The 21577-nt window shown below is 65.8% G+C and carries 21 protein-coding genes; 16 read left to right on the top strand and 5 right to left on the bottom strand.

The genetic code is table 11. The features are described 5' to 3' along the window. Positions 1-3 precede the first annotated feature (3 nt). Positions 4-495: a Cys-tRNA(Pro) deacylase gene (gene ybaK, locus AC5RWX_RS12795; RefSeq protein ID WP_493943024.1), complete on the top strand. Its 492-nt coding sequence runs from the start codon at positions 4-6 to the stop codon at positions 493-495. Here ybaK and AC5RWX_RS12790 read toward each other — a convergent pair whose 3' ends face one another. Beyond that, positions 496-1764, bottom strand: a complete 1269-nt coding sequence (locus AC5RWX_RS12790) for an alpha/beta hydrolase family protein (protein WP_494097508.1) — start codon at positions 1762-1764, stop codon at positions 496-498. It lies immediately after the preceding gene. A 98-nt stretch (positions 1765-1862) separates the two neighbouring features. Between AC5RWX_RS12790 and AC5RWX_RS12785 the strand changes: the two genes are divergently transcribed. From AC5RWX_RS12785 to AC5RWX_RS12755, 7 genes are all read left to right on the top strand, one after another. After that, positions 1863-2366, top strand: coding sequence for a hypothetical protein (locus AC5RWX_RS12785; RefSeq protein ID WP_493939597.1), 504 nt, complete (start codon positions 1863-1865; stop codon positions 2364-2366). Positions 2367-2380: 14 nt separating this feature from the next. After that, positions 2381-2812, top strand: a complete 432-nt coding sequence (msrB, locus tag AC5RWX_RS12780; RefSeq protein WP_493939596.1) for a peptide-methionine (R)-S-oxide reductase MsrB — start codon at positions 2381-2383, stop codon at positions 2810-2812. A 226-nt stretch (positions 2813-3038) separates the two neighbouring features. Continuing rightward, the gene (locus AC5RWX_RS12775; RefSeq protein WP_493939595.1) at positions 3039-4418 is read left to right on the top strand and encodes a DUF6421 family protein; all 1380 of its coding nucleotides are present in this window, start codon (positions 3039-3041) and stop codon (positions 4416-4418) included. A 1-nt stretch (position 4419) separates the two neighbouring features. Continuing rightward, positions 4420-5223 (top strand): SDR family NAD(P)-dependent oxidoreductase, encoded by an 804-nt coding sequence (locus AC5RWX_RS12770; RefSeq protein WP_493939594.1) that lies wholly within the window; start codon positions 4420-4422, stop codon positions 5221-5223. 48 nt (positions 5224-5271) lie between these two features. Then, positions 5272-6339, top strand: coding sequence for a threonine aldolase family protein (locus AC5RWX_RS12765; protein WP_493939593.1), 1068 nt, complete (start codon positions 5272-5274; stop codon positions 6337-6339). Between the two features lie 123 nt (positions 6340-6462). Continuing rightward, positions 6463-7053 carry a DUF3000 domain-containing protein gene (locus tag AC5RWX_RS12760; RefSeq protein WP_493939686.1) on the top strand — a complete coding sequence of 197 codons (591 nt, stop codon included), beginning with the start codon at positions 6463-6465 and terminating at the stop codon, positions 7051-7053. Between the two features lie 118 nt (positions 7054-7171). Beyond that, positions 7172-8686 (top strand): HRDC domain-containing protein, encoded by a 1515-nt coding sequence (locus AC5RWX_RS12755; protein WP_493939592.1) that lies wholly within the window; start codon positions 7172-7174, stop codon positions 8684-8686. Positions 8687-8765: 79 nt separating this feature from the next. Here the strand turns inward: AC5RWX_RS12755 and AC5RWX_RS12750 are convergent, their stop codons facing one another. Together AC5RWX_RS12750 and AC5RWX_RS12745 are read right to left on the bottom strand one after the other, a co-directional pair. Next, positions 8766-9974, bottom strand: a complete 1209-nt coding sequence (locus tag AC5RWX_RS12750) for a mechanosensitive ion channel family protein (protein ID WP_493939591.1) — start codon at positions 9972-9974, stop codon at positions 8766-8768. Positions 9975-10103: 129 nt separating this feature from the next. Continuing rightward, entirely contained in the window at positions 10104-11114 is a 1011-nt protein-coding gene (locus tag AC5RWX_RS12745; RefSeq protein ID WP_493939590.1) for a DMT family transporter, read from the bottom strand. A 137-nt stretch (positions 11115-11251) separates the two neighbouring features. Here AC5RWX_RS12745 and AC5RWX_RS12740 point away from each other — a divergent pair, with 137 nt between their 5' ends. Beyond that, entirely contained in the window at positions 11252-12520 is a 1269-nt protein-coding gene (locus tag AC5RWX_RS12740) for a thiolase family protein (protein WP_493939589.1), read from the top strand. Further along, complete coding sequence (locus AC5RWX_RS12735; protein ID WP_493939588.1) at positions 12517-14643, top strand: 3-hydroxyacyl-CoA dehydrogenase NAD-binding domain-containing protein; 2127 nt, start codon at positions 12517-12519, stop codon at positions 14641-14643. The genes AC5RWX_RS12740 and AC5RWX_RS12735 overlap by 4 nt, the downstream gene beginning before the upstream one ends. 104 nt (positions 14644-14747) lie before the next feature. Here AC5RWX_RS12735 and AC5RWX_RS12730 read toward each other — a convergent pair whose 3' ends face one another. Together AC5RWX_RS12730 and AC5RWX_RS12725 are read right to left on the bottom strand one after the other, a co-directional pair. Further along, positions 14748-15851, bottom strand: coding sequence for an oxidoreductase (locus tag AC5RWX_RS12730; RefSeq protein ID WP_493939585.1), 1104 nt, complete (start codon positions 15849-15851; stop codon positions 14748-14750). Between the two features lie 191 nt (positions 15852-16042). Continuing rightward, positions 16043-16339 carry a hypothetical protein gene (locus AC5RWX_RS12725; RefSeq protein WP_494097507.1) on the bottom strand — a complete coding sequence of 99 codons (297 nt, stop codon included), beginning with the start codon at positions 16337-16339 and terminating at the stop codon, positions 16043-16045. 151 nt (positions 16340-16490) lie between these two features. On the opposite strand from AC5RWX_RS12725, the gene AC5RWX_RS12720 reads away from it, so the two are divergent. The 6 genes from AC5RWX_RS12720 (at position 16491) to AC5RWX_RS12695 (ending at position 21515) form a co-directional block, all read left to right on the top strand. Then, positions 16491-16691, top strand: coding sequence for a hypothetical protein (locus AC5RWX_RS12720; RefSeq protein ID WP_493957879.1), 201 nt, complete (start codon positions 16491-16493; stop codon positions 16689-16691). 423 nt (positions 16692-17114) lie between these two features. Beyond that, entirely contained in the window at positions 17115-17405 is a 291-nt protein-coding gene (locus AC5RWX_RS12715) for a QcrA and Rieske domain-containing protein (protein WP_493939584.1), read from the top strand. Positions 17406-17477: 72 nt separating this feature from the next. Continuing rightward, positions 17478-17918, top strand: coding sequence for a QcrA and Rieske domain-containing protein (locus AC5RWX_RS12710; protein ID WP_493939583.1), 441 nt, complete (start codon positions 17478-17480; stop codon positions 17916-17918). A 349-nt stretch (positions 17919-18267) separates the two neighbouring features. Next, positions 18268-18507 (top strand): hypothetical protein, encoded by a 240-nt coding sequence (locus tag AC5RWX_RS12705; RefSeq protein WP_493942317.1) that lies wholly within the window; start codon positions 18268-18270, stop codon positions 18505-18507. A 103-nt stretch (positions 18508-18610) separates the two neighbouring features. After that, the gene (locus AC5RWX_RS12700; RefSeq protein WP_493942318.1) at positions 18611-19702 is read left to right on the top strand and encodes a type I restriction endonuclease; all 1092 of its coding nucleotides are present in this window, start codon (positions 18611-18613) and stop codon (positions 19700-19702) included. A 118-nt stretch (positions 19703-19820) separates the two neighbouring features. After that, positions 19821-21515, top strand: a complete 1695-nt coding sequence (locus AC5RWX_RS12695; RefSeq protein ID WP_493942316.1) for a DUF262 domain-containing protein — start codon at positions 19821-19823, stop codon at positions 21513-21515. Positions 21516-21577 lie beyond the last annotated feature (62 nt).

Below are 21577 nucleotides of genomic sequence, written 5' to 3'. Positions count from 1 at the left end.
AGCATGGCCAAGCACAAGCCGTCCGCCGGAACCCCCGCCACCACGCTGCTGCAGCGGGCGGGGGTTCCGCATCTGCTGCATAGTTATGCCCACGACCCGTCGGCGTCCAGTTTCGGTTTGGAAGCTGCCGAGGCGCTGGGCATGGATCCGGCCCGGGTGTTTAAGACACTGATGGCCACGCTGGACGGCTCGCTGGCGGTCGCCATTGTGCCGGTCAGTTCCAGCCTGGACTTGAAGAGATTCGCTGCCGCCTTGGGCGGCAAGCGGGCTGCCATGGCCGATCCGCAGGTGGCGCAGCGGCGCACCGGGTACGTGCTGGGCGGCATCTCGCCGCTCGGGCAGAAGCAGGCCAGCCCCACGGTGTTGGATTCCACCGCGCCGGACTTCGCCACCATATTGGTCTCCGGCGGACGCCGCGGCTTGGACATCGAAATCGCGCCGGGCGACCTGGTCGCGCTGACGCAGGCCGCCGTCGCGCCGATCAAATCCGGCTAGTCACATCCGCTGGCGTTGGCCCGCCGGACTCAGCACGCGGCGCAGGAAGGACGTGACCACACGCTCCCAGCGTTCCGGGTCTACGTTCCATTCCCGGGTATGCCCGGCCCCGCTGAAGCGCTCAAAGGTGACCAGCGGATTCTTCTCCGCCAGTGCGGCGGACGGCCCGTAAGGCACGAAGTCGTCGTTCTCGCTGTGCACAATCAGCGTCGGCACCCGCAGTTCGTCGGCCCGGGCCACCCAGTTCATCATCTTCAAATCCAGCGGAGCGGCCAGGCCGGTCAGCAGCCGCCCTGCCTTGTTCGAGATCAGCCACTGCGAGAACTGCCCCACCGCATCCGGAATCCGGTTCAGCCTGGCCTGGTGCGCCAGCACATCGGTCCAGTCAATCACCGGAGCATCCAGCACCAGCGCCCGGATCCGATTCCGGTAAAGCGACTGGTCGGCGGCCTGCAGGCTGATCGCCCCGCCCATTGACCAGCCCACCAGGACAACATCCTGCGCGCCGTTGGCCAGTGCAAACCGGATCGCCGCCTCGACGTCGCGCCATTCCGTCATGCCCAGCCCATAGCGGCGGTCCGGCGCGGAGGGGGCTTCGCCGTCGTTCCGGTAGGAAATCAGCAGCGACGTCAGCCCCAGTTCACGGATAGCCCGCACGGCGCGCACGCCCTCCGCCCGTGATGCTCCGCGGCCATGCACCATGATGGCCCAGGTGGCGGCCTCCGACTCGGCGCGGACCAGCCAGGCGGGAGCAGTGCCGCCGTCCACCTCGATCTGCACTTCCTCATTGGCCAGCCCGACGGCGGCCGGGTCGGGGTAGGCTGCACCGCCCCACCAACCGCGCGTGGCGGCGGCGAGGTCGCCGGAGTACACCTGCTCGACCGTGCGCTGGACGGTGCCTTCCCGCGGCGAGTACGACGTCACTTCCCCCACCCGCGCCACGCCGCGTCCGCCGTCGAAATAGACGCTGTAGACGCCCGGCGCGGTGGTGTCCAAGGTGGCCGGCAGGATGATTTCCTGCTCCGGCCCGGTCCCGACGACGGCCAGGATCTCCAAATCCTGGACATGCTCGCGGACCGGGGTCAGCACCTGGCGGGCAAAGTAGGAGGCCAGGCCGGACGTCGCGCCGGCCAGGACGGATCCCGCCGTGGCTCCCGCCACTGCCCCCAGCAACAGCCAGCGCGCCCTGGGCAGGGTGCCGGTGCCGTTGGCGCTGCCGTTGCCGGCGGAAAAGTTCCCGGACCGGGAAGGACGTTCGAACACTGCCATGGCTCCATTCTCGCCGGTGCCGCCGCGGACCGCTAACCGGCAGGCCGTCGGCGTGCCGCCTTGTTGTGAGCGGTTGGGCCGCTGATTAGGCTGGCCCCATGACGGAAACCATCGTGGTGCTGACCGAGGAACCGCTGAACGAATCCGACCTGCAGAACCTGGGTTGGCTGGCCGGTGACCAGACCGTCGCCGAACAGACCATCTTCCGGGTGCTGATTCCGGAGGACACCAAGCGGAATCTGCTGCTGGATTTCCTTGAACGGCTGAGCATGCTGGAGGTCGGCACAGCATTCCGCGAACTGGCCCAGGGCCAGCCGGATCCGGACGAGGCGCGGCTGGAGGCCGCCGAGGCCAAGCGGCTGTCGGTGAAACTGCTGGAAGAAGGCGGCTTCAAGGCCACGGTGGACATCGTGGAGGACGACGGCGTGTCCGCCTTGGTGGCGTACGTCGGCGCCCATGCGGCGGACCGGGCGGTGGTCATCACCCGGCCGCATGCCATTTCGGATACCTTCCACACGGACTGGGCCAACCGGGCGCAGGAAAAGCTGGGCATCCCCGTGCTGCACCTGTACTCGGGCTCGGGATACATTGGCGACTCGTGAGCGTTGGAGAGAATATGAGCAACACAGAAACCGGACAATTCCCGGTGACCAAGAGCGACGACGAATGGCGGCGCGAGCTGAGCCCGGAGGAATACCATGTGCTCCGCGAGGCCGGCACCGAGCGTCCGTACACCGGTAAGTACTGGGACAGCCATGCCGAAGGTGTCTACAGCTGCCGCGCCTGCGGCGCCGAGCTGTTCACCAGCAAGGAGAAGTTCGACTCGCATTGCGGCTGGCCGTCCTTCTGGGCGCCGCTGGCCGAGGGAACGGTGCGCTACCTGCGGGACTCGAGCATGGGCATGGTGCGGATTGAGGTGCGCTGCGCCAACTGCAATTCGCATCTGGGCCACGTGTTCGAGGGCGAAGGCTACGAGACCCCCACGGACCAGCGCTACTGCATCAACTCGGTGTCCCTGACCTTGAAGGGCGCAGAACAGCCCACCTAGTTCCTTCTCCTCCCGCTGCGCCGGTAACGCTTCGTCGTTCCCGGCCGTGATCAAGCCCGGCCAGCGCGAGCCGGGCTTTGTCATGTCCGCCCCTCCGGCGAGCCGAGCATTACAGTTGCTTACCTGTTGCCTGTTTTGAAATAAGTGCGGCTGTTGCGTTGCTACGCTCGCTGCATACTTCGGACATTGCCGGGACCTTCCCGGCCGACGGAAAGGCGAGGCAACGATGACCATCACCACCACGCGCTCCACTTCCCCCGGCCCGCTGCAGGACAACCCGGCCCGGCACCCCGCCTGGCTGCGCCTGAAAGCGGCGGCCACCGAACTGCGCGGGCTGCAGGTCCAGGACGGCTCGGTGCCGGAAGACGGCAACAAGGCGGCGGCCGTCCGGCACACGAACGCCATCATCGAAGCCATCGAGCAGCTGGCGCCGCTGTTCGAACACGACGCCGAGTATTTGGACAAGCTGGCCGCGGACTTCCGCCGCTGGCGCGACGGCGGCTTCGGCGTTCCGGACTTCCTCGACTCGTTGCTGGCGTTCCAGCCGCAGCAGCACCGGATCAACGGGCTGCAGCACCTGGTGGTTTTTCCGATGTACACGCAGAACGGCAGCAGCGACCGGCTGGTCGAAGCCGTGCTGATCGAAGTCATCTGGCCGGACTTCATCGGCGAACTGGAGGCCGGCGCCTACTCCAACAAACTGTTCGTACCCATCCGCTTCCTCGACTTCACCGCCGGCTATGACACCAACTCCGCCGTGCTCTTCCCGGAAACCGTGGCCGTGCGCGAAACCCCCGCTTTCACCTGGGGCGCCATCTTCGCCGACCGCGAGGCAGCCCGCTTCCGCACCGTGGTCCGCGCCGCCGCCGAAATCACCTCGCTCCAGCTGCCGGAGGAAGCCGCCGCGCTGCTGGATGACCAGCAGCTGACACAGGAAACCTTTGTGATGTGGGACCTGATCCACGACCGCACGCACATGCGCGGCGACCTGCCGTTCGATCCGTTCATGATCAAGCAGCGGATGCCGTACTTCCTCTACTCGCTCGAGGAACTGCGCTGCGACCTGACGGCCTTCCGGGAATCGGTGCGCCTGTCCCACGACAGCAAGGCCTCCGACGAGGTCCGCAAGCACGCCCAGCTGGTGCAGTACGCGGTGATCTTCGACCGGATCTTCCGCTTCGCCATCACCGGCAACCGGGTGCGCAACTACGACGGCCTGGGCGGCCAGCTGCTCTTCGCCTGGCTCCATCAGCACCGGGTGCTGCACTGGACCGACGGCGAGCTCTCCATCGACTGGGACACCGTGGCGGACGCCGTGGTGGCCCTGGGCCAGGAGATCGAGGAGCTTTACTGGCGCTCCATCGACCGGCCCAAGGTGGCGCACTGGCTGGCCGCGTACGAGATGCTGACCAAGACGCTCACCCCGCATCCGGCCTCGGTCTGGGCCAAGGGCCCCGACGCCCTCCCGCTGACCGGCCTGCCGCGCGAGCTGACCGACCAGGTTCTGGACGACGAGTTCCCGCTGTCCATGTTCTACGAGGCGTTGTCCCGGAAGATGAAGCCGGTGATCGAGTCCACTTCCGGCATCACCGGAGAGGCGGCCTGAGATGGCCGCCGGAGCACAGTCGAACACCGGCGCGGCGCCCGTCGGCTCCGACCAGCTGCTGGGCGCCGCGCCGGGTCCCGACGCGCTGGCCGGCCTTAAGGTCGTGGTGGCGGGAGCCTCCGGCGCCTCTGGCCAGGCGGTCACCGCCGCCCTGACCGGGGCCGGCGCCACGGTGCTGGCGGTGGGCAGCAACAGGGACCGGCTCACCGCCGCCTACGGGAAGAACGACGCCGTTGCCTCCTTCGAGTGCAACCTCGCCGACCGCGCGGCGGTCGAAGGGCTGGCCGAATCGATCGCCGCGCAGCACGGCGGCACCGACGGCCTGATCCATCTGGTCGGCGGCTGGCGCGGCGGCAAAGGGCTGACCGGCCAGTCGGACGAAGACTGGGACTTCCTGCAGACGCAGCTGATCACCACGCTGCGCAACACCACGCGCGCCTTTTACCCCCAGCTCGAGGCGTCCCGATCCGGCCGGGTGGCCATCGTCTCGGCCACCGCAACCGAATCCCCTACCGCCTCCGGCGCCAACTACGCCGCGGCCAAGGCAGCCGCGGAGAGCTGGATGCTCTCGGTCGCCGACGGCTTCCGCCGAGCCCAGTCCGGGCGCAAGGAGGGGCCCGTCCCCCAGCGCTCCGCCGCCGTCGTCCTGGCGGTCAAAGCGCTGGTGGATGACTCCATGCGCCGGGCCGATCCGGCGAAGTCGTTCCCGGGCTTCACCGACGTGGCGGACCTGGGCCGTGCCGCAGCCGGTTTGTTCGTCTTGGACGCCGCCCTGCTCAACGGAGCACATATCCGGCTGGCCTGATGTTCACCCGCTGTGACGGCACCCACTGATTAAGGAATACTGAAACACGTGACTGATTCCCCCCTGCTCTCCGGTTCCCTGCACGACACCGACCTGCGCGGCTTTGCCTCCGATAACTACTCCGGCGTCCACCCGGAGATCCTGACGGCGTTGGCGCATGCCAACAGCGGGCACCAGGTTGCCTACGGCGAGGATGCGTACACCGCCCGGCTGCAGCAGGTCATCGCCGGGCACTTCGGCGAGTCCGCCCAGGCGTTCCCGGTGTTCAACGGCACCGGCGCGAACGTCCTGTCCCTGCAGTCGCTGCTGCCGCGCTGGGGCGCCGTCATTTGTGCTTCCACCGCCCATATCAACGTGGACGAGAACGGCGCGCCCGAACGCGTGGGCGGAATCAAACTCTTGTCCGTGCCGACCGAGGACGGCAAGCTCACCACCGAGCTGATCGACCGGGAGGCCTGGGGCTGGGGCGACGAACACCGCGCCCAGCCGCTGGCCGTGTCCATCACGCAAAGCACGGAACTGGGCACGCTGTACAGCATCGAGGAAATCCGCGCGATTGCCGACCATGTGCACGAGCGCGGCATGAAACTGCACATGGACGGGGCACGGCTCTCCAATGCGGCCGCCGCGCTGGGCACGGACCTGCGCAGCTTTACCACCGACGCCGGCGTGGACATCCTCTCGCTCGGCGGCACCAAGAACGGCCTGCTCTACGGCGAATGCGTGGTGGTGCTGAATCCCGATGCGGCCCACGGCCTGCCCTACCTGCGCAAGATGAACATGCAGTTGGCCTCAAAGATGCGGTTCATCTCGGCCCAGTTCATCGCCCTGTTCGACGGCGACCTGTGGCTGCGTTCAGCCTCCCACGCCAACGCCATGGCTGCCCGGCTGCGCGCCGCCGTGGAGGGCACCACCGGGCTGTCGCTGACCCAGCCCACCCAGTCCAACGCAGTGTTTGCCGCGCTGCCGCCGGGCGTGGCGGACCGGTTGCGGCAGAAGTTCCGCTTCTACGACTGGGATGAATCGCGCGGCGAGGTCCGCTGGATGTGCTCTTTCGACACCACCGAAGAGGACATCGATGCGTTCGCGGCGGCCATCCGGAGCGAGCTTTCCTAGCCAGGTTCCGGTTGGTTCCCGGTTAGCCCGACTTTTTCGGCGCGCCTGCCTGACGTCGCGCGGCGGCAGGCCTAATCTGGCATTGTGAGTGCGATTGATCTCTCAGCAGTGCCGCCTGAGTTCATGCAGGCACTGTCGGCTTTGCGCCAAGCGCAGTGCCGGAACGAACTGAAGCTGGAGGAAATCCCGGCTCCCTCGCGGTTGGCCCCGTTCGCCGTCGCCCTCGGCGCCGAGGTGATCGCCCAGCCTGGCCCCCGGCCGCTGCACGAACCCGCGGTTACCCCACTGCAGACCGCCGACGGGCAGGAACTGGCCACCGGGCGGTTCATCCTGCTGTATGACCCGGAAGGCTCGCCGGTCTGGGACGGAACCTTCCGGATTGTCACCTATATCCGGGCCGAACTGGACGCGGAGATGGGGAACGACACCATGCTCGGCTCGGTCGCCTGGGACTGGCTGGTGGAAGCCTTGGAAAACCACGGCGCCCCGTATCGCAATGCCGGGGGAACCGCCACCCGCATCCTGTCCGAGAGCTACGGCACGCTCAGCGGGCGGCAGGACTCGATCGACATCGAGCTGCGCGCCTCCTGGACGCCTGCCTCCGCCGACATCCGCTCGCATTTGGAGGCTTGGAGCGACATGGTCTGCACCTACGCCGGGCTGCCGCCGCTGCCGGACGGTGTGACGGCGCTGCCGAACCGCCGCCGGAACTAGCGAAGCGCGTGAGCAACCGCTGAGCCGGTCCAAAAAACGCGGGCCGGTAGGCAACACGAATGTTGCCGGCATCATATATTCGGCCCTCCGCATACTGCTGGCCTAAACTGAACGGATCATGAGCTCCTTGACTTCGGACGCGTCCGGGCCCGACAGCCCAGACCTGAGCACTTCCAACGACGCCGCAGAACCCCAGGAGCAGGCTTCCCAGCTGATCCACCTCGATGCTCCGCGCGAGGGCGTTCCCTTGGTCATCGCCACCGAATCCGGACTGCAGCGGGCCGCCGACGCCCTGGCAGCGGGCACCGGGCCGGTCGCCATCGATGCCGAGCGGGCCTCCGGCTTCCGCTACGGTCAGCGCGCGTTCCTGGTCCAGCTGCGGCGCGAAGGCGCCGGCACCTGGCTGATCGACCCCGAGCCGTTCGACGACCTGAGGCTGCTCAACGACTCGCTGCGCGGCGTCGAATGGATCCTGCACGCCGCAACCCAGGACCTGCCGTGCCTGTCCGAACTCGGCATGTGGCCGGACAAACTTTTCGACACCGAACTTGCCGCCCGGCTCGCCGGGATGCCCCGCGTGGGCCTGGCCGCGGTGATCGAATCCCTGCTCGGCTTCACCCTGGCCAAGGAGCATTCCGCCGCGGACTGGTCCACGCGCCCCCTGCCCGAGCCCTGGCTTCGGTATGCAGCCCTCGACGTCGAGGTGCTCATCGAACTCCGCGAGGCCTTGATCGCCAAGCTGAAGGACGCCGGCAAACTCGAGTACGCGCTGGAAGAGTTCGAGGCCGTCCGCACCGCCCCGCCGTCGTCCCCGCGCGTAGACCCGTGGCGGCGCACTTCCGGCCTGCACCAGATCCGCGACCGCCGGCAGCTGGCCGCCGTGCGCGAACTCTGGAACGAACGCGAGGCTTTGGCCGCCAAGCGCGACGTCGCACCGGGCAGGCTGATTCCGGACTCCGCCGTGGTCGCCGCCGCCAAAGCCATGCCCGCCACCGTTCCCCAGCTGCTGGAAACCCACGGCTTCCACGGGCGGGCTGCCCAGCGCGAAGCCCCGCGCTGGCTGCGGTGCATTGCCGCCGCGCGGAACCAGACCGACCTGCCTCCACTGCACCTGCCCACCAACGCTCCCCCGCCGCCGCGCTCCTGGGCGGACAAGGACCCGGCTGCCGCGGCCCGGTTGCAAACCGTCCGGCCCCGGTTGGCAACCCTGGCCGAGCAGCTGGACATGCCGGTGGAGAACCTGCTCACCCCCGACTACCTGCGCCGCACCGCCTGGCGTCCGCCGGAGCCGATCACGGAACAGACCGTGGACGCCGCCCTGGAAGAGCTCGGCGCCCGGGCCTGGCAGCGCAAACTCACCGCCGGCCTGCTGGCGGATGCCTACGCCAACCCGGAGCCGCTGGCATTGAAGGAACGCGAGGAGAAACCCCAAGACGCTGGCGACGGCGTTGCCCGCAGCGCCGTGCGGAGGCGGGCTTCCACCGGCAGCACAGCCGGTGCCGCCGGGGCCCCAACGTCTGCCGGTGCCGCATCGGCTTCCACGTCCGCCGGTGCCGCCGGGGCTTCAGCCTCTGCCGGTGCCGCTGTCGGCTCCATCCGACGACGCCGGCGTGAACGGCGCTCCCCCGCCTGACCTTTCGCCCTGGCCCACCATCGGCAGGCGGCGGGTCTGCAGTGATTGAGCGGCATCCACGCCGCATCCGTGCGCGCGTCTACCCACCTTGGTTCGCCTTGCGCCCACGCTCCTCGTAGGCCTCGTCGCCGGGACCGGTGAACGCCTGGTTGCGCTCGACGGCTTCGATCGAGCCGGTGAACAGCTGAGAGTCGACCGCGTCGGTCTTCGCCGCGGCCGCCGGGCGACGGCGGGCGGGGGTCTCCCCGGTGTTCACCGGACTGACTGCTTCCCACCGCTGCCGGGGCAGCGCCTGCGGGTATTCGCGCTGCAGGAAGGTAACCATGGATTCCCGCACAAGGCAGCGAAGGTCGAACAAGGTGCCGCTGTCCCCGGCACTGACCAGGATGCGCACCCGGACCAGCGAGTTGACGGCGTCGGTGACCTGCAGGATGGCGGTCCGTCCGTCCCAGATCTCGGCCGCCTCCACCACGGTCTTGAGGTGCTCGCGCAGCGCGTCCAGGGGCACCCGCCAGTCCACGTCCAGCTCCACCGTTCCCAGCAGGGCGGAGGTCCGGCGGGTCCAGTTCTCGAAGGGCGTGCTGGTGAAGTAGGTGGAGGGCAGGATCAGCCGCCGGTCATCCCAGATGTGGACCACCACGTAGGTCATGGTGATCTCCTCCACCGTGCCCCATTGATTCTCGACCACCACGACGTCATCTACCCGGATGGCATCCGTGAACGCCAGCTGCATGCCGGCGAAGACGTTGGTCAGGGAGCTCTGCGCGGCGAGGCCGGCGACCACGGACAGGACGCCGGCGGAGGCCAGGATGCCGGCGCCGAGTGCCCGGACCTGGGGAATGGTCAGGAGCACGCAGGCAACCGCGATCGTGACGATCAGCGCCACTGCCACACGGCGCCCTAGGATCACTTGCGTCTTGAGCCGGCGCAGCCGGCGGTTGTCCTTGGTGTCCGTGCGGTACTTGGCCAGGATGGCCGCCTCAATGACCAGGAGTACGACGACGGCGAACCAGGCCAGCGCAGCTATGAGCACCACGATCAGGACGAATTCCACGGCGTTGAACCACGGCTCATTGGCGGAGGTGATACGCAGGCCCGCCCGGATTCCGATGGCGGCCAGTGCCACCCGGAAGGGGTTGCGCCCGCGGGCCGAGACGTTCCGGATGTTCGGCACGCGCCGGAACAGCTGGTTCACTGCCAGCCGCAGCAGCGACGTGATCACCAGTGCTGCGGCGACGGCGATCAGCACTACTGTCGCCGGTTGGATCAGGTCAAGAAAATCATCCATATTTCCGATGGTGTCAGATCCGGCGCGCAGCCTGTCCAATCGGGCTGCGCCCGGCGGGCAGGAGCAGGCGGCCGGTCCAACGGCCGGTGGATCCACTCGACCAGGTCACCAGCATGCCGACGCCCTCGCTTAGCTGCGCTCTGCGGCGTTCCCACGCTTCGACTCGGCAACCGGCCTCCCACCGGTCGCTTCCATGTGCGGCCGCCGTCCGGGCACGGTCAGGACGGCCAGACTGGCGATGACCAGGACGATCCCGTTCCAGCCCTGCAGCGGCAAGCGTTCGCCCACCACCAACACCGCCAGCACCGCAGCCACCACCGGCTCCGCCAGCGACAGCGTGGTGGCCGTGCTTGCGCGCACCCGCGCCAGCCCGAGGCCAAACAACGCGTAGCCGGCGAACATCGGCACCAAAGCCATGTACGCACCGACGGCAGCGTTGCTCCAGGACGCCAGCAGCGGCGCCCCCGTGGCCAGCAGCACCGGCATCAGCAGCAGTCCGCCGGCGCCGAACATCGCTCCCATGGCGGCACGGGCCGGCACGCCGCCGTCGATGATCCGGTGGGCCGCCCAGGAATAGAGGGCATACGTCAGTCCGGCCAGCAGGCCCAAGCCGATCCCGGCCAACGTACCGCCTGCCGCATCCCCGGTACCGCCGGCGGAATGACCGCCGCCTCGCGCGGCAGCGAAGCAGAGCAGTGCTGTCCCGGAGAGTCCCAGCAGGGCGGCACCGCCCCAGCGCACACTCAAGCTATGCCGGTCGAAGGCCCGCTCGATCAGGGCAGAAGCCAGCGGTGCCGAGCCGATGCTCACCACCGTGCCCACCGCAACCCCGGCCAGGTGCATCGAGCTGTAAAAGGCCAACGGATACACCGCCACGGCCAGGGCACCCAGCAGCACCAGTTTCCACTGACCGTGCAGTTGCAGACGGGCGCGTCCCATCGGCCGCAGCGCGGTCAGCGCCTGGAGCAGTCCGCCCACTCCCATGGCTACGGCGCCGATGGCGAGCGGGCCGACGTCGGGCGCAAACGTGGCAGCCGTTCCGGTGGTTCCCCACAGCACGGAAGCGGCCAGCACCAGCAGCGCGCCGGAGACCGCACCGGGATGCGCCGGGGCCTGCCGGGGCGGCTGTTGTAGGTCCATAGCTCCTCACCGGGTTGCCAACAGGGCCAGCCTATACGCGGCACTTCTGACCGGCGCCGACGGCCGCCGCTTGCTGGGCATATTACCCGCGGGTAACATGTGGCTGGTACTGTGTCCCGCATCTCATGGAGGTTCCAGTGAGCCCTACGTCCGTGCCCCGCGCCCTGCGTGATGTCGTCTTCGTGGACGGCGTGCGCACTCCGTTCGGTAAAGCGGGTGAGAAGGGCATTCACGCCGGCACTCGCGCCGACGATCTGGTGGTCAAATGCGTCCGTGAACTGCTGCGCCGCAATCCGTCGCTGCCGCCGGAGCGCATCGACGACGTGGCCATTGCCGCCACCACGCAGACCGGCGACCAGGGGCTGACCATTGGGCGTACCGCGGCGTTGCTTGCCGGACTGCCCCGCTCGGTGCCCGGCTTCGCCATCGACCGGATGTGCGCCGGTGCCATGACCGCGGTGACGACGACGGCCGGCGGCATCGCCTTCGGTGCGTACGACGTGGTGGTGGCCGGCGGCGTCGAACATATGGGAAACCACCCGATGGGCCAAGGCGTGGACCCGAACCCACGGTTTGCCAGCGAGCGCTTGGTGGACCCTGCCGCACTGAACATGGGCAACACTGCGGAGAACCTGCACGACCGCTTTCCCGCCATCACCAAGGAACGCGCCGATGCCTACGCCGCGGCCAGCCAGGCCAAGCTCGCAGCGGCGTACCAGGACGGCAAGATCCAGCCTGACCTGGTGCCGGTGACCGGCAGGAAGCCGGGCGAAGGGTGGTCGCTGCACAGCACCGACGAGCCGCCGCGTCCGGACACCACCCTGCAGGACCTGGCCGGGCTGCGCACCCCGTTCCGCCCGCACGGCCGTGTCACCGCTGGCAATGCGGCCGGCCTGAACGACGGAGCCACCGCTTCGCTGCTGGCATCGGCGGAAGCCGCCGAGGAGCTGAACCTGCCCGTGAAGATGCGGCTGGTCTCCTACGCCTTCGCCGGGGTGGAGCCCGAGGTGATGGGCATCGGCCCGGTCCCTGCCACCGAGAAGGCGCTGAAGATGGCCGGCCTGGACATCGCAGACATCGGACTGTTCGAGATCAATGAAGCCTTCGCCGTGCAGGTCCTCGCCTTTTTGGACCACTACGGCATTGCCGACGACGATCCGCGCGTCAACCGCTATGGCGGGGCCATCGCCGTCGGGCATCCGCTGGCCGCCTCCGGGGTGCGGCTGATGACCCAGTTGGCCCGGCAGTTCGAAGACGACCCGTCGGTCCGGTACGGGCTGACCACCATGTGCATCGGGCTGGGCATGGGCGGAACCGTGATCTGGGAAAACCCGCACCACGCAGAGTACTCGGGCCGCCAGGCAATTCCCGCCGCCGCAGCATCCGCAGGAGAGGACCACGCATGACCGCCGCAGATTTCACCGCCCTGGCCGCCAAGTTCCCGGACGAGATTGTCACCCACTCCTACGTCCGGGACGTGGAGCTGCCCGGGGCCGGGACCCTTGCCCTGCTGACCCTGGACAACGACCTGGACCACCGCAAGCCCACTACCCTCGGGCCGAACACCCTGATGGAGCTGGGCACGGCGCTCGAAGGGCTCAAGGCCCGGGCCGCGGCCGGCACAATCTCCGCCGTCGCCGTCACCGGCAAACCCTACTACTTAGTGGCCGGCGCAGATTTGGGCTCCGTCGGAAAGCTCACCGAGCCCGAGGACGGGCGAGCCATGGCCCGGCTGGGCCATGACGTCTACGCCACGTTGGCGACCATGGGCGTGCCGACCTTCGCCTTCATCAACGGTGCGGCGATGGGCGGCGGGCTGGAGATCGCGCTGGCCGCCGACTACCGCACGGTCTCCGCTGGTGCCAACGGCATTTCGCTGCCGGAAGCCTTCCTGGGCCTGATCCCCGGCTGGGGCGGCGTCTTCCGGCTGCCGCGGCTGATCGGCCCGGCCAACGCGGTCAAGGTCATGATTGAGAACCCGCTGAGCAACAACAAGATGCTCAACGGCCCGGCTGCCTACCGGCTGGGCATCGCCGATGCACTGTTCGAGCCGGCGGATTTCCTGGAGCAGTCGCTGGCCTGGGCCGCACGGATCCTGACCGACGACGGCGCCCGCCGGCAGGTCGCCGGGCGCCGCGCCGAGACCTCCGCCGCCACCGAGGCTGACTGGGACCAGGCTATCGCCGCCGGGCGTGCGTTCATTGAAGCCAAGACCTCCAACGCCGCGCCCGCGCCGGCCAAGGTGCTGGACGTGATGGAAGCCGGCCGCGGCAAGAGCCAGCAGGAATCCGCCGACCTGGAAGTCGAAGCGCTGGCCGAGCTGATGAAGACCCCGCACTTCCGCGACACCGTGTACGCCTTCCTGGAGCTGGTGCAAAAGCGGTCCAAGCGTCCCGCCGGTGCACCTGACCCGCAGCTGGCCCGGCCGGTCACCAAGGTGGGCGTGGTCGGCGCCGGCCTGATGGCCAGCCAACTGGCCCTGCTGTTCGCCAGGCAACTGAAGGTGCCGGTGGTCATGACGGACATCGACCAGGCCCGGGTGGACAAGGGCGTGGGCTACGTCCATGCCGAAGTGGACAAGCTGCTGGCTAGAAAGCGCATCTCCCCCGATGCGGCCAACCGCACCAAGGCTCTGGTCACCGGTTCGGTCTCCAAGCAAGCCTTCGCAGACGCCGATTTCGTGATCGAGGCGGTGTTCGAGGAACTGTCCGTCAAGAAACAGGTCTTCGCCGAAGTCGAAGCAGTGGTCTCCGCGGACTGCATCCTGGCCACCAACACGTCCTCGCTCTCCGTCACCGAGATGGCAGCGGACCTGCTGCACCCCGAACGGGTAATCGGCTTCCACTTCTTCAACCCCGTCGCCGTGATGCCGCTGCTGGAAATCGTGCGCGCGCCGAAGACCAGCGACGAAGTCCTCTCCACCGCCTTCGTGCTGGGCAAGGCGCTCAAGAAGACCACCGTGCTGGTCCAGGACGCCGCAGCCTTTGTGGTGAACCGCGTCCTGCTGCGGCTGATGGGCGAAGTGGCGACGGCGTTCGACGAAGGCACCCCCGCAGACGTGGCCGACAACGCGCTGAAGCCCATGGGCCTGCCGATGACCCCGTTCACCCTGCTGGCCATGGTCGGCATCCCGGTGGCCCAGCACGTCACCGAATCGCTGCACGCCGCGTTCGGCGACCGGTTCCGCGTCTCCGCCAACCAGCAGCGGCTCATCGACAACGGCATCAAGTCCCTGTGGGTGATTGATGACGCCGGCCGGCAGGTCATCCCCGAGACCACCCTGGCGCTGCTGGAATTTGGTGACTCCCCCAGCACCTCCGAGCAACTGCTCCGCCGCACCCAGGACGCCCTGGCCGAGGAAATCGGGCTCATGCTCGACGAAGGCGTGGTCGCCGCGCCCGAGGACATCGATCTGTGCATGATCATGGGCGCCGGCTGGCCGCTGCATCTGGGCGGCATCACCCCCTACCTCGACCGCGTCGGCGCCTCCGAACGAATCAACGGCCGGAAGTTCCACCCCGACCGGTAGGACCGCCGCGACGCGCCGCCGTCGTCCTTATCCAATAGAGGACGACGACGGCGCGCGCCGTCGGGCGCACGCGGCCGTCCGCGAAGGTCTGGAAAGCCTTGCGCTTAGGAAAGCAGCTCGAGCTCCCAGTCCTTAAGGTCGGCCACCGGCGCGAACAGGCGCGCGTCGATCTCGTCGAGGGGCAGGCCGTTGCGAACGCGGTTGGGCCAGTCCCTGTTGCCCAGAGCCGCCTTCCCCAAGGCGACGACGTCGGCCGCGCCGTCGGCCAGCATGGACACGGCCGTCTCCGGGTCGTCCAGGTGTCCGTTAGTGATCACCGGTAGCCCGGAGTGCTGCTTGGCCAGGGCTGCAAGCGAGGGGCCCTCGTCGCCGAAGGCCGGGGCGTAGGCCTTGTACTCGGTGGTATGGATGAAGTCGATGCCCGTGGCGGCCAGGGTGGAGAAGATGACGGCTGCTTCCTCGGCGCCGCCGGCCCACCGGTGGTCGTGGTCGCTGACTTTTGACTGGGAGATGCGGATGCCCAAGGTCGTCTCCGGACCCACGGCCTCGCGCACGGCGCGGGCTATCTCCGCGGCGAAACGCACCCGGTTCTGCGGCGAGCCGCCGTACTCGTCGGTGCGCAGATTGAGATAGTCGGTAAGGAACTGGTCTAGCAGGTAGCCGTTGGCACCGTGGATTTCAACGCCGTCGAACCCGGCCTCCTCTGCGCGCAGCGCGGCGGCCACGAAGCCCTGACGGACCTCCTCCATCTGCTCCCGCGTGACTTCCGAGGGCACCCGGTACGGGCCCTCGCCGCGGTAGAAGCCCAGCTGCTCCCCCTTGGGGGCGACCGCCGAGGGGCCGATCGTGGAGTCCGTGAAGCGGCTGCCCTGGGCCTGGGACCCAGCGTGCATGAGCTGGGCGAAGATCGTGGATCCGGCCGCATGAACAGCGTCGACGACCGTCGCCCACGACCGCGCCTGCTCATCGGTCGCCAGTCCGGGCTGATACAGATAGCCCTGGCTGTAAGCGGTGTCTGGGTAGATGCCCTCGGTAATCAGCAGCCCGAATCCGCCGCGCGCGAAGGCCTCATAGTAGGAGACCATCTTCTCCGTCACCATTCCCTCTTCGGTGGCGCTGATGCGGGTCATGGGGGCCAGAGCCACACGGTTGGGCAGCTGCGTGGAACCGATCTGCAGGGGTGACCAGAGCGGGGTGAGGTCAGTCACGATGATCTCCTTGCGATTTTCCCAGGGTCCGGGTCCACCTGTATTGACAGGTTTACACCGACCCGGATGAGCCGGCAAAGTCAGTAGATCTGCGCCCTCGGCTTGTATCACGGGCGTCCCGTAAGTTTGCGCGGAAGTTGCCTCCACTCAACGAGGGCCCGTCACGAAATGGCTGGCTGCCTCATCTGAGCCTATTGGCCCGTCCTGTCCACCCTTGAGCCGTCCCCGTTCTTTTTGGACTGGTGCAGCATCACGAAGTTGGCCACGCTCACTGTGAGTGAAGTCAGAGCCAGGACTACGTACAAAACTTGGATTTCACCCTGCGTATGCATGACCATCGCGAACCAGACCAGAGCCGACACAAACCATAGGACGATCAAGAACAGCAGGGCGCGGGGGCTTGGCCTCGCCGGCTTTACCCCAGGTTCGGTCAGACCCATCCGGTCTGTCATCCGCAACCAAGCGTTGCGCTGTCCGCTGCCTGTCATGGCCTAACCATAGCTACACGCCAAGGGCGCCGGAACAGCCTCAGGCATCCACTGCCGTGCCCGCTTGGCAGTTGACGGTATGTAAGGCAGTGCTGCAGCCGTAATGTTTCAAAGAGCAGTTCAAACGGGGAGATGAACGGGGAAACCGCCGATGAAGCAGATCCAGATCCGGATAGTCTTGGCTGTTCTGTACGCGGTGGCCACGATTATTGCCATCCTGACTGACAACGTGAGGACACTACTCGTTATCGGACTGCCTACGCTGATCGTGACCTACTTCGCTGCAGGGGTCGGGCTCAAGGCATACGAGGAGCGCCAGAGGGACGCCCGGGATGGGGACCAAGCTAAGTAACCGGTGCGGGTGGCCTCGCGTACGGGCGTCCCACTGCCCCGCTCGTACATGGCCGCTCCCGTACTCCCCAATGTCCGCAGTGAACCCCCCAGCCCACGAAGGCGTCTTTAAGATTGACGGCGGGGTACGCCGGGGCCGAGGCGCCTCCACACACTGCCCTGTACAGGGGCACAGCCCGCACTCCTCGGAACATCCCGCCGTCACATACGTCAGGATCCGGCAAGCTTCGAATGGGAAGGTCAGCCCTTGAGTCTTGATGCGAGTCCCAGCAGGCGCACACTGCTGGGTGTGTCCGCGGCGGCCTGTTCTGCCTGTGTCCTAGCAGCCTGCGCACCATCGGGAAGCGGCAGCGGCCAAACCGCGACAGGCGCAAACGGCCCAGGCGGAGGCTCTCCCTCGTCTGCGGCTTCAGGCGGCACACCGGTGCAGGTCCTGAAGCTCGCCGATGTTGCCGTCGGGGACAGCGCGAGCGGCGAGGTCAGCGGTCAAAAAGTTCTGGTTTACCGCCCGGATGAGAAAACCGTGGAGGCCTACAGCGCCATATGCACGCACCAGGGCTGTACGGTGGCGCCGGCGGGCGCCGAATTCCACTGCCCCTGTCATGGCTCTGTTTACAGTGCCCAGGATGGCTCCGTGCTGGATGGACCAGCGCCGAAACCGCTACCGCGCTTTGCCGCGGCCATCGAGGGCGACTGGATCACCGTCACCGTGTGAAGTGTGCGTCGTTCCATCAATTCCTGCGGTTCGGTTAGAAAGATCCAAGGAACGTCCGGAACAATAACGGACATGACTTCCTCCCTGCCTTCACGCCGAGCCATACTGACCGCCACTACCGCCGCTGGTTCCGTGGGCGCGCTAACAGCCTGCTCTCCCTTTCAGGACTTCACCGGCGCGCAAGGCGCTTCCGCGTCGCCTATCGCGACCGACGGGACGCCGGTCCGCGTGGGTAAGCTGAGCGACGTGCCGGTCGGCGGGAGCGCCAGCGGTGAAGCCGAAGGGCAGAAGGTACTTGTCTATCGTCCCGATGAGACGACGGTGCTTGCCTACAGTGCGGTGTGCACCCACCAAGGCTGCGCCGTGCACGCCACGGACAGCGAATTCGCCTGCCCGTGCCACAACTCGACCTTCGCGCTCGACGACGGCACGGTGACGGGTGGTCCGGCACCGGCGCCGCTCCCCCGTTATGCCGCTGCCATCGACGGCGAGTGGATCACCGTCACGCTCTGACCCAAGTCTCCGCCTACCCTCTTTCTTCCAGCTTCGGCAGCAAGATCGCGGCGTAAAAAGTGCCTGCATCACGCGATCGGCCCGCATTCGAGGAAGCAGGGCATGTTCTTACCGGCTTACACGCCCGCATCCTCCCGCCTCGTGCCGGCGGCTTTCGCGGCCGTATTGCTGCTGAGCCTGACGGCGGTTGACACAGCTGGGCAGAAGGTTTGGCAGTGGCGGCTTCGAGCTTCATACCGACGTCGTCCGTTGCCCTTCAAGCCGCAGCCGCTGTCCGCACTCGCGCGCAGCAACTGGCCAGACTGACGTTGGACCAGCGGATCGGGCAAGTGGCGGCAGCGAGCTGACCATGATGCTGCTCTGCGTCGACGCCCATGAACTTCCGGCCATGCAGAAGTACCTGCATACCTACGCGCTCGCGCACCCTGCGTTCCGCTCAGAGACCGATGCCCCGGCGCTGAAGGTGCTGGAGGTCGAATCGGTGCTGCAAAAGCTCCACCGCAGTCCGGTATCAATAGGTCCAATGGCGCGGACTAATTCAGGACGGACGTACTGCCTCCCGGTGCGAGAAAACATTTTCCCGTCCTGACACGCTTTCTCCCTCACGAAAGTCGCGCAACGGTCGATAGTCCTAAGTGTCAGTACCGTCCTCTACCTTTGAACGAACGGTCCGCATCGAGCAGGGGGAAGCATTGCAGTTCACAGAACGACTGGCCGCATTGGCCGCAAAGATCCAGCAACAGCGAGACATCATCGAGACGGAAGAGGCGACGAAGAACGCTTTCGTTATGCCTTTCATTTCGACGATTCTCGGATACGACGTGTTCAACCCTCTGGAAGTGGTCCCCGAGTTTACTGCGGACGTCGGCATCAAGAAGGGCGAGAAAATCGACTACGCCATCGTGCGCGATGGCGAAGTCCAGATGCTGATTGAGTGTAAGAAATCGCTCGGCGACCTTCGTGTGGAACATGCATCGCAGCTGTACCGCTACTTTGCGGTCACCAACGCCCGTATTGCGATCCTTACTAACGGCGAGGTCTACCATTTCTACACGGACCTTGATGCCCCTAATCGCATGGATGCCAAGCCGTTCCTGATTCTGGACATGAACGACATCGACGAAACGCTCATCCCGGAACTGGTCAAACTGTCTAAAGATGTTTTCGACCTTGAGTCGATCATCAGCGCCGCTGAAGAACTGAAGTACATCGGACAGCTGAAGCGCACTATTGCAGGCCTTTTCCAGTCCCCTGAGGACGACTGGGTGAAGTTCCTAACGGCGAAGGTCTACGAAGGCGCATTCACGCAGAAAGTCCGCGAGCAGTTTACGGGCTTGGTCACCAAAGCAACTCGGCAATACCTCAACGATCAGGTCAACGACCGGTTGAAAGCAGCTTTGGGAGAGTCACCGGTCATTCAGGCTGCCCAAGCTTCACTGGCTGATTCCGTCACCAGCGAAGCGATCGTCGAGGAAGATTTGAACCAGGATGACGGCATTGAAACAACCCTTGAGGAAATAGAGGGGTTCCAGATCGTTCGGGCGATCGTCTGCAGCGATGTCAAACCCCAGCGAGTCACGCACCGAGATGCAAAGTCGTACTTTGCTGTCCTGCTCGACGATAACAACAGGAAGCCGATCGCCAGGCTCCACTTCAACAGAAGCCAAAAGTATCTGGGTGTTTTCGACGAAGAAAAGCAGGAGACCCGTCACTCGATCGAGTCGCTTGATGAGATCTATAACTATGCAGACACCCTTCGCCGGACGGTGAAGAACTACGAGTGAGCGCGCCGCGAAGTCGGTGACCTGCGCAAGCGGACCATCACGGGCTCGCCGGAACCAACCACATTGGATCGGCGCGCCGCAACTCAACGTTGTCGAATAACCGGAAAGCAACTACATCATGACCCAGCCAACCGAGGCCAGCAACATCCATGCCGCCCAGAAGAACTTGGCAAAGATTTTCTGCAGCGACTATGAGTTCTCCATACCGGACTACCAGCGCCCCTACTCCTGGGGCGAAGAGCAAGCTCTCCAACTGTTGGAGGACTTGCTAGACGCCTTGAAGCGCAACCCGGATGAGCCCTATTTCTTGGGTTCGCTGGTACTGGTGAAGGACGTGCGGCATCCTAAGGCAGATGTCATTGACGGACAACAGCGTCTTACGACCTTGACCATTCTGCTGTCAGTCCTACGTGAATTGGCTGAGGAAGCCGACGTTGCTTCGGAGCTCTACAGTATGGTCATGGAAAAGGGGCGCCGTATTGAGGGCATTCCGTCCCACCCACGTCTGCATCTGAGAGAACGTGACCGGGAGTTCTTCGAAACCTACATTCAGACGCGCGGGAAGCTGCAGGAGCTTTTCGACATCCCTACGGACATGTTCGTCACCGATGCGCAGCTGGCTATTATGACGAATGCCAAGGCACTTTACAACAGGTTGTCGAAACAAACGGGCCAAGAGCGGCTGGACCTGATCACGATGCTCATACTCAGAACGTTCCTCGTGACCGTGGCAACGGAAGACCTAAACAGCGCCCACCGTATCTTCAGTGTGATGAACGCCCGTGGCCTCGATCTCTCCCCCTCGGACATTTTCAAGGCTGAGGTAATCGGGAAAATTGCCGAGGGTGTCCGAGCAGACTACGCCGAGAAGTGGGAAGACGCCGAAGTGGAGCTCGGCCGCGACGATTTCGCGGACCTGTTCCTTCATATCCGAGTGATTTTTGCGAAGAGTCGCGGGCAACGTGAGCTGCTCAAAGAGTTCCGAGAGCAAGTGCTTGCCGGTTTCTTTGAGGAGAACAATGCAGCGGCCTTTGTCGATGACGTGCTTGTGCCTTACACGCGCGCCTACAAGCAGCTGCGGGATGCGGATTTCAGCTCTTCGTCCGGTGCGGACTCCATCAATCGGTGGTTCACCCGTTTGGCGCAACTGGACAACAATGATTGGAAGCCGCCGGCTCTCTGGGCGCTGAAGCACCACCACCACGACATCGACTGGTTGGAGGAATTCCTGCGGAGGCTGGAAAGGCTGGCGGCCAGCATGCTCATCCGGCGGGTCTATGCAACACCTCGTGCACAGCGCTACGCAGACCTATTGAAGGAACTGGACAACGGTCTAGGCCTAGACGCGCCCAGCTTTGAACTTACGGAAGTCGAACAGTCCGACACTTTACAGCTATTAGACGGGCCAATTTACGAATCCAAACGCGTCGTCAAATATGTCCTGCTCCGTCTAGATGAAACGCTGGCAGGAAATAGCGGAGTGACTTACCACCACCCAATCATCACGGTCGAACATGTGCTGCCGCAGACACCGCACCGTGATTCGCGATGGATGTCCGAGTTCGACGAAGACGAACGACACTATTGGACACATCGTTTGGCCAACCTTGTCCTGCTCAACCGCTCGAAAAACGCGCAGGCCTCGAACTCAGATTTTGAGCGGAAGAAAACTCAGTACTTCAGTGGGAAGCACGGAACAGCACCCTTTACTTTGACGATCAAAGTGACCAATACACCGGAGTGGACGGCTCCCGTGCTTAAACAGCGGCAGAGCACCCAGCTAGCCATCCTCAAGGACCTATGGTCGCTTTGATGGCTGGTGGCTGATGCGCGACTGGGGCTGGAGATAAACGCGGTCGCCGAGCCGGTGGGTCA

Source organism: Arthrobacter sp. SPT-J7, from assembly GCF_059089965.1.
Note: the sequence above shows the minus strand (reverse complement) of the source record. Positions and strands in the feature narration are given on the sequence as shown.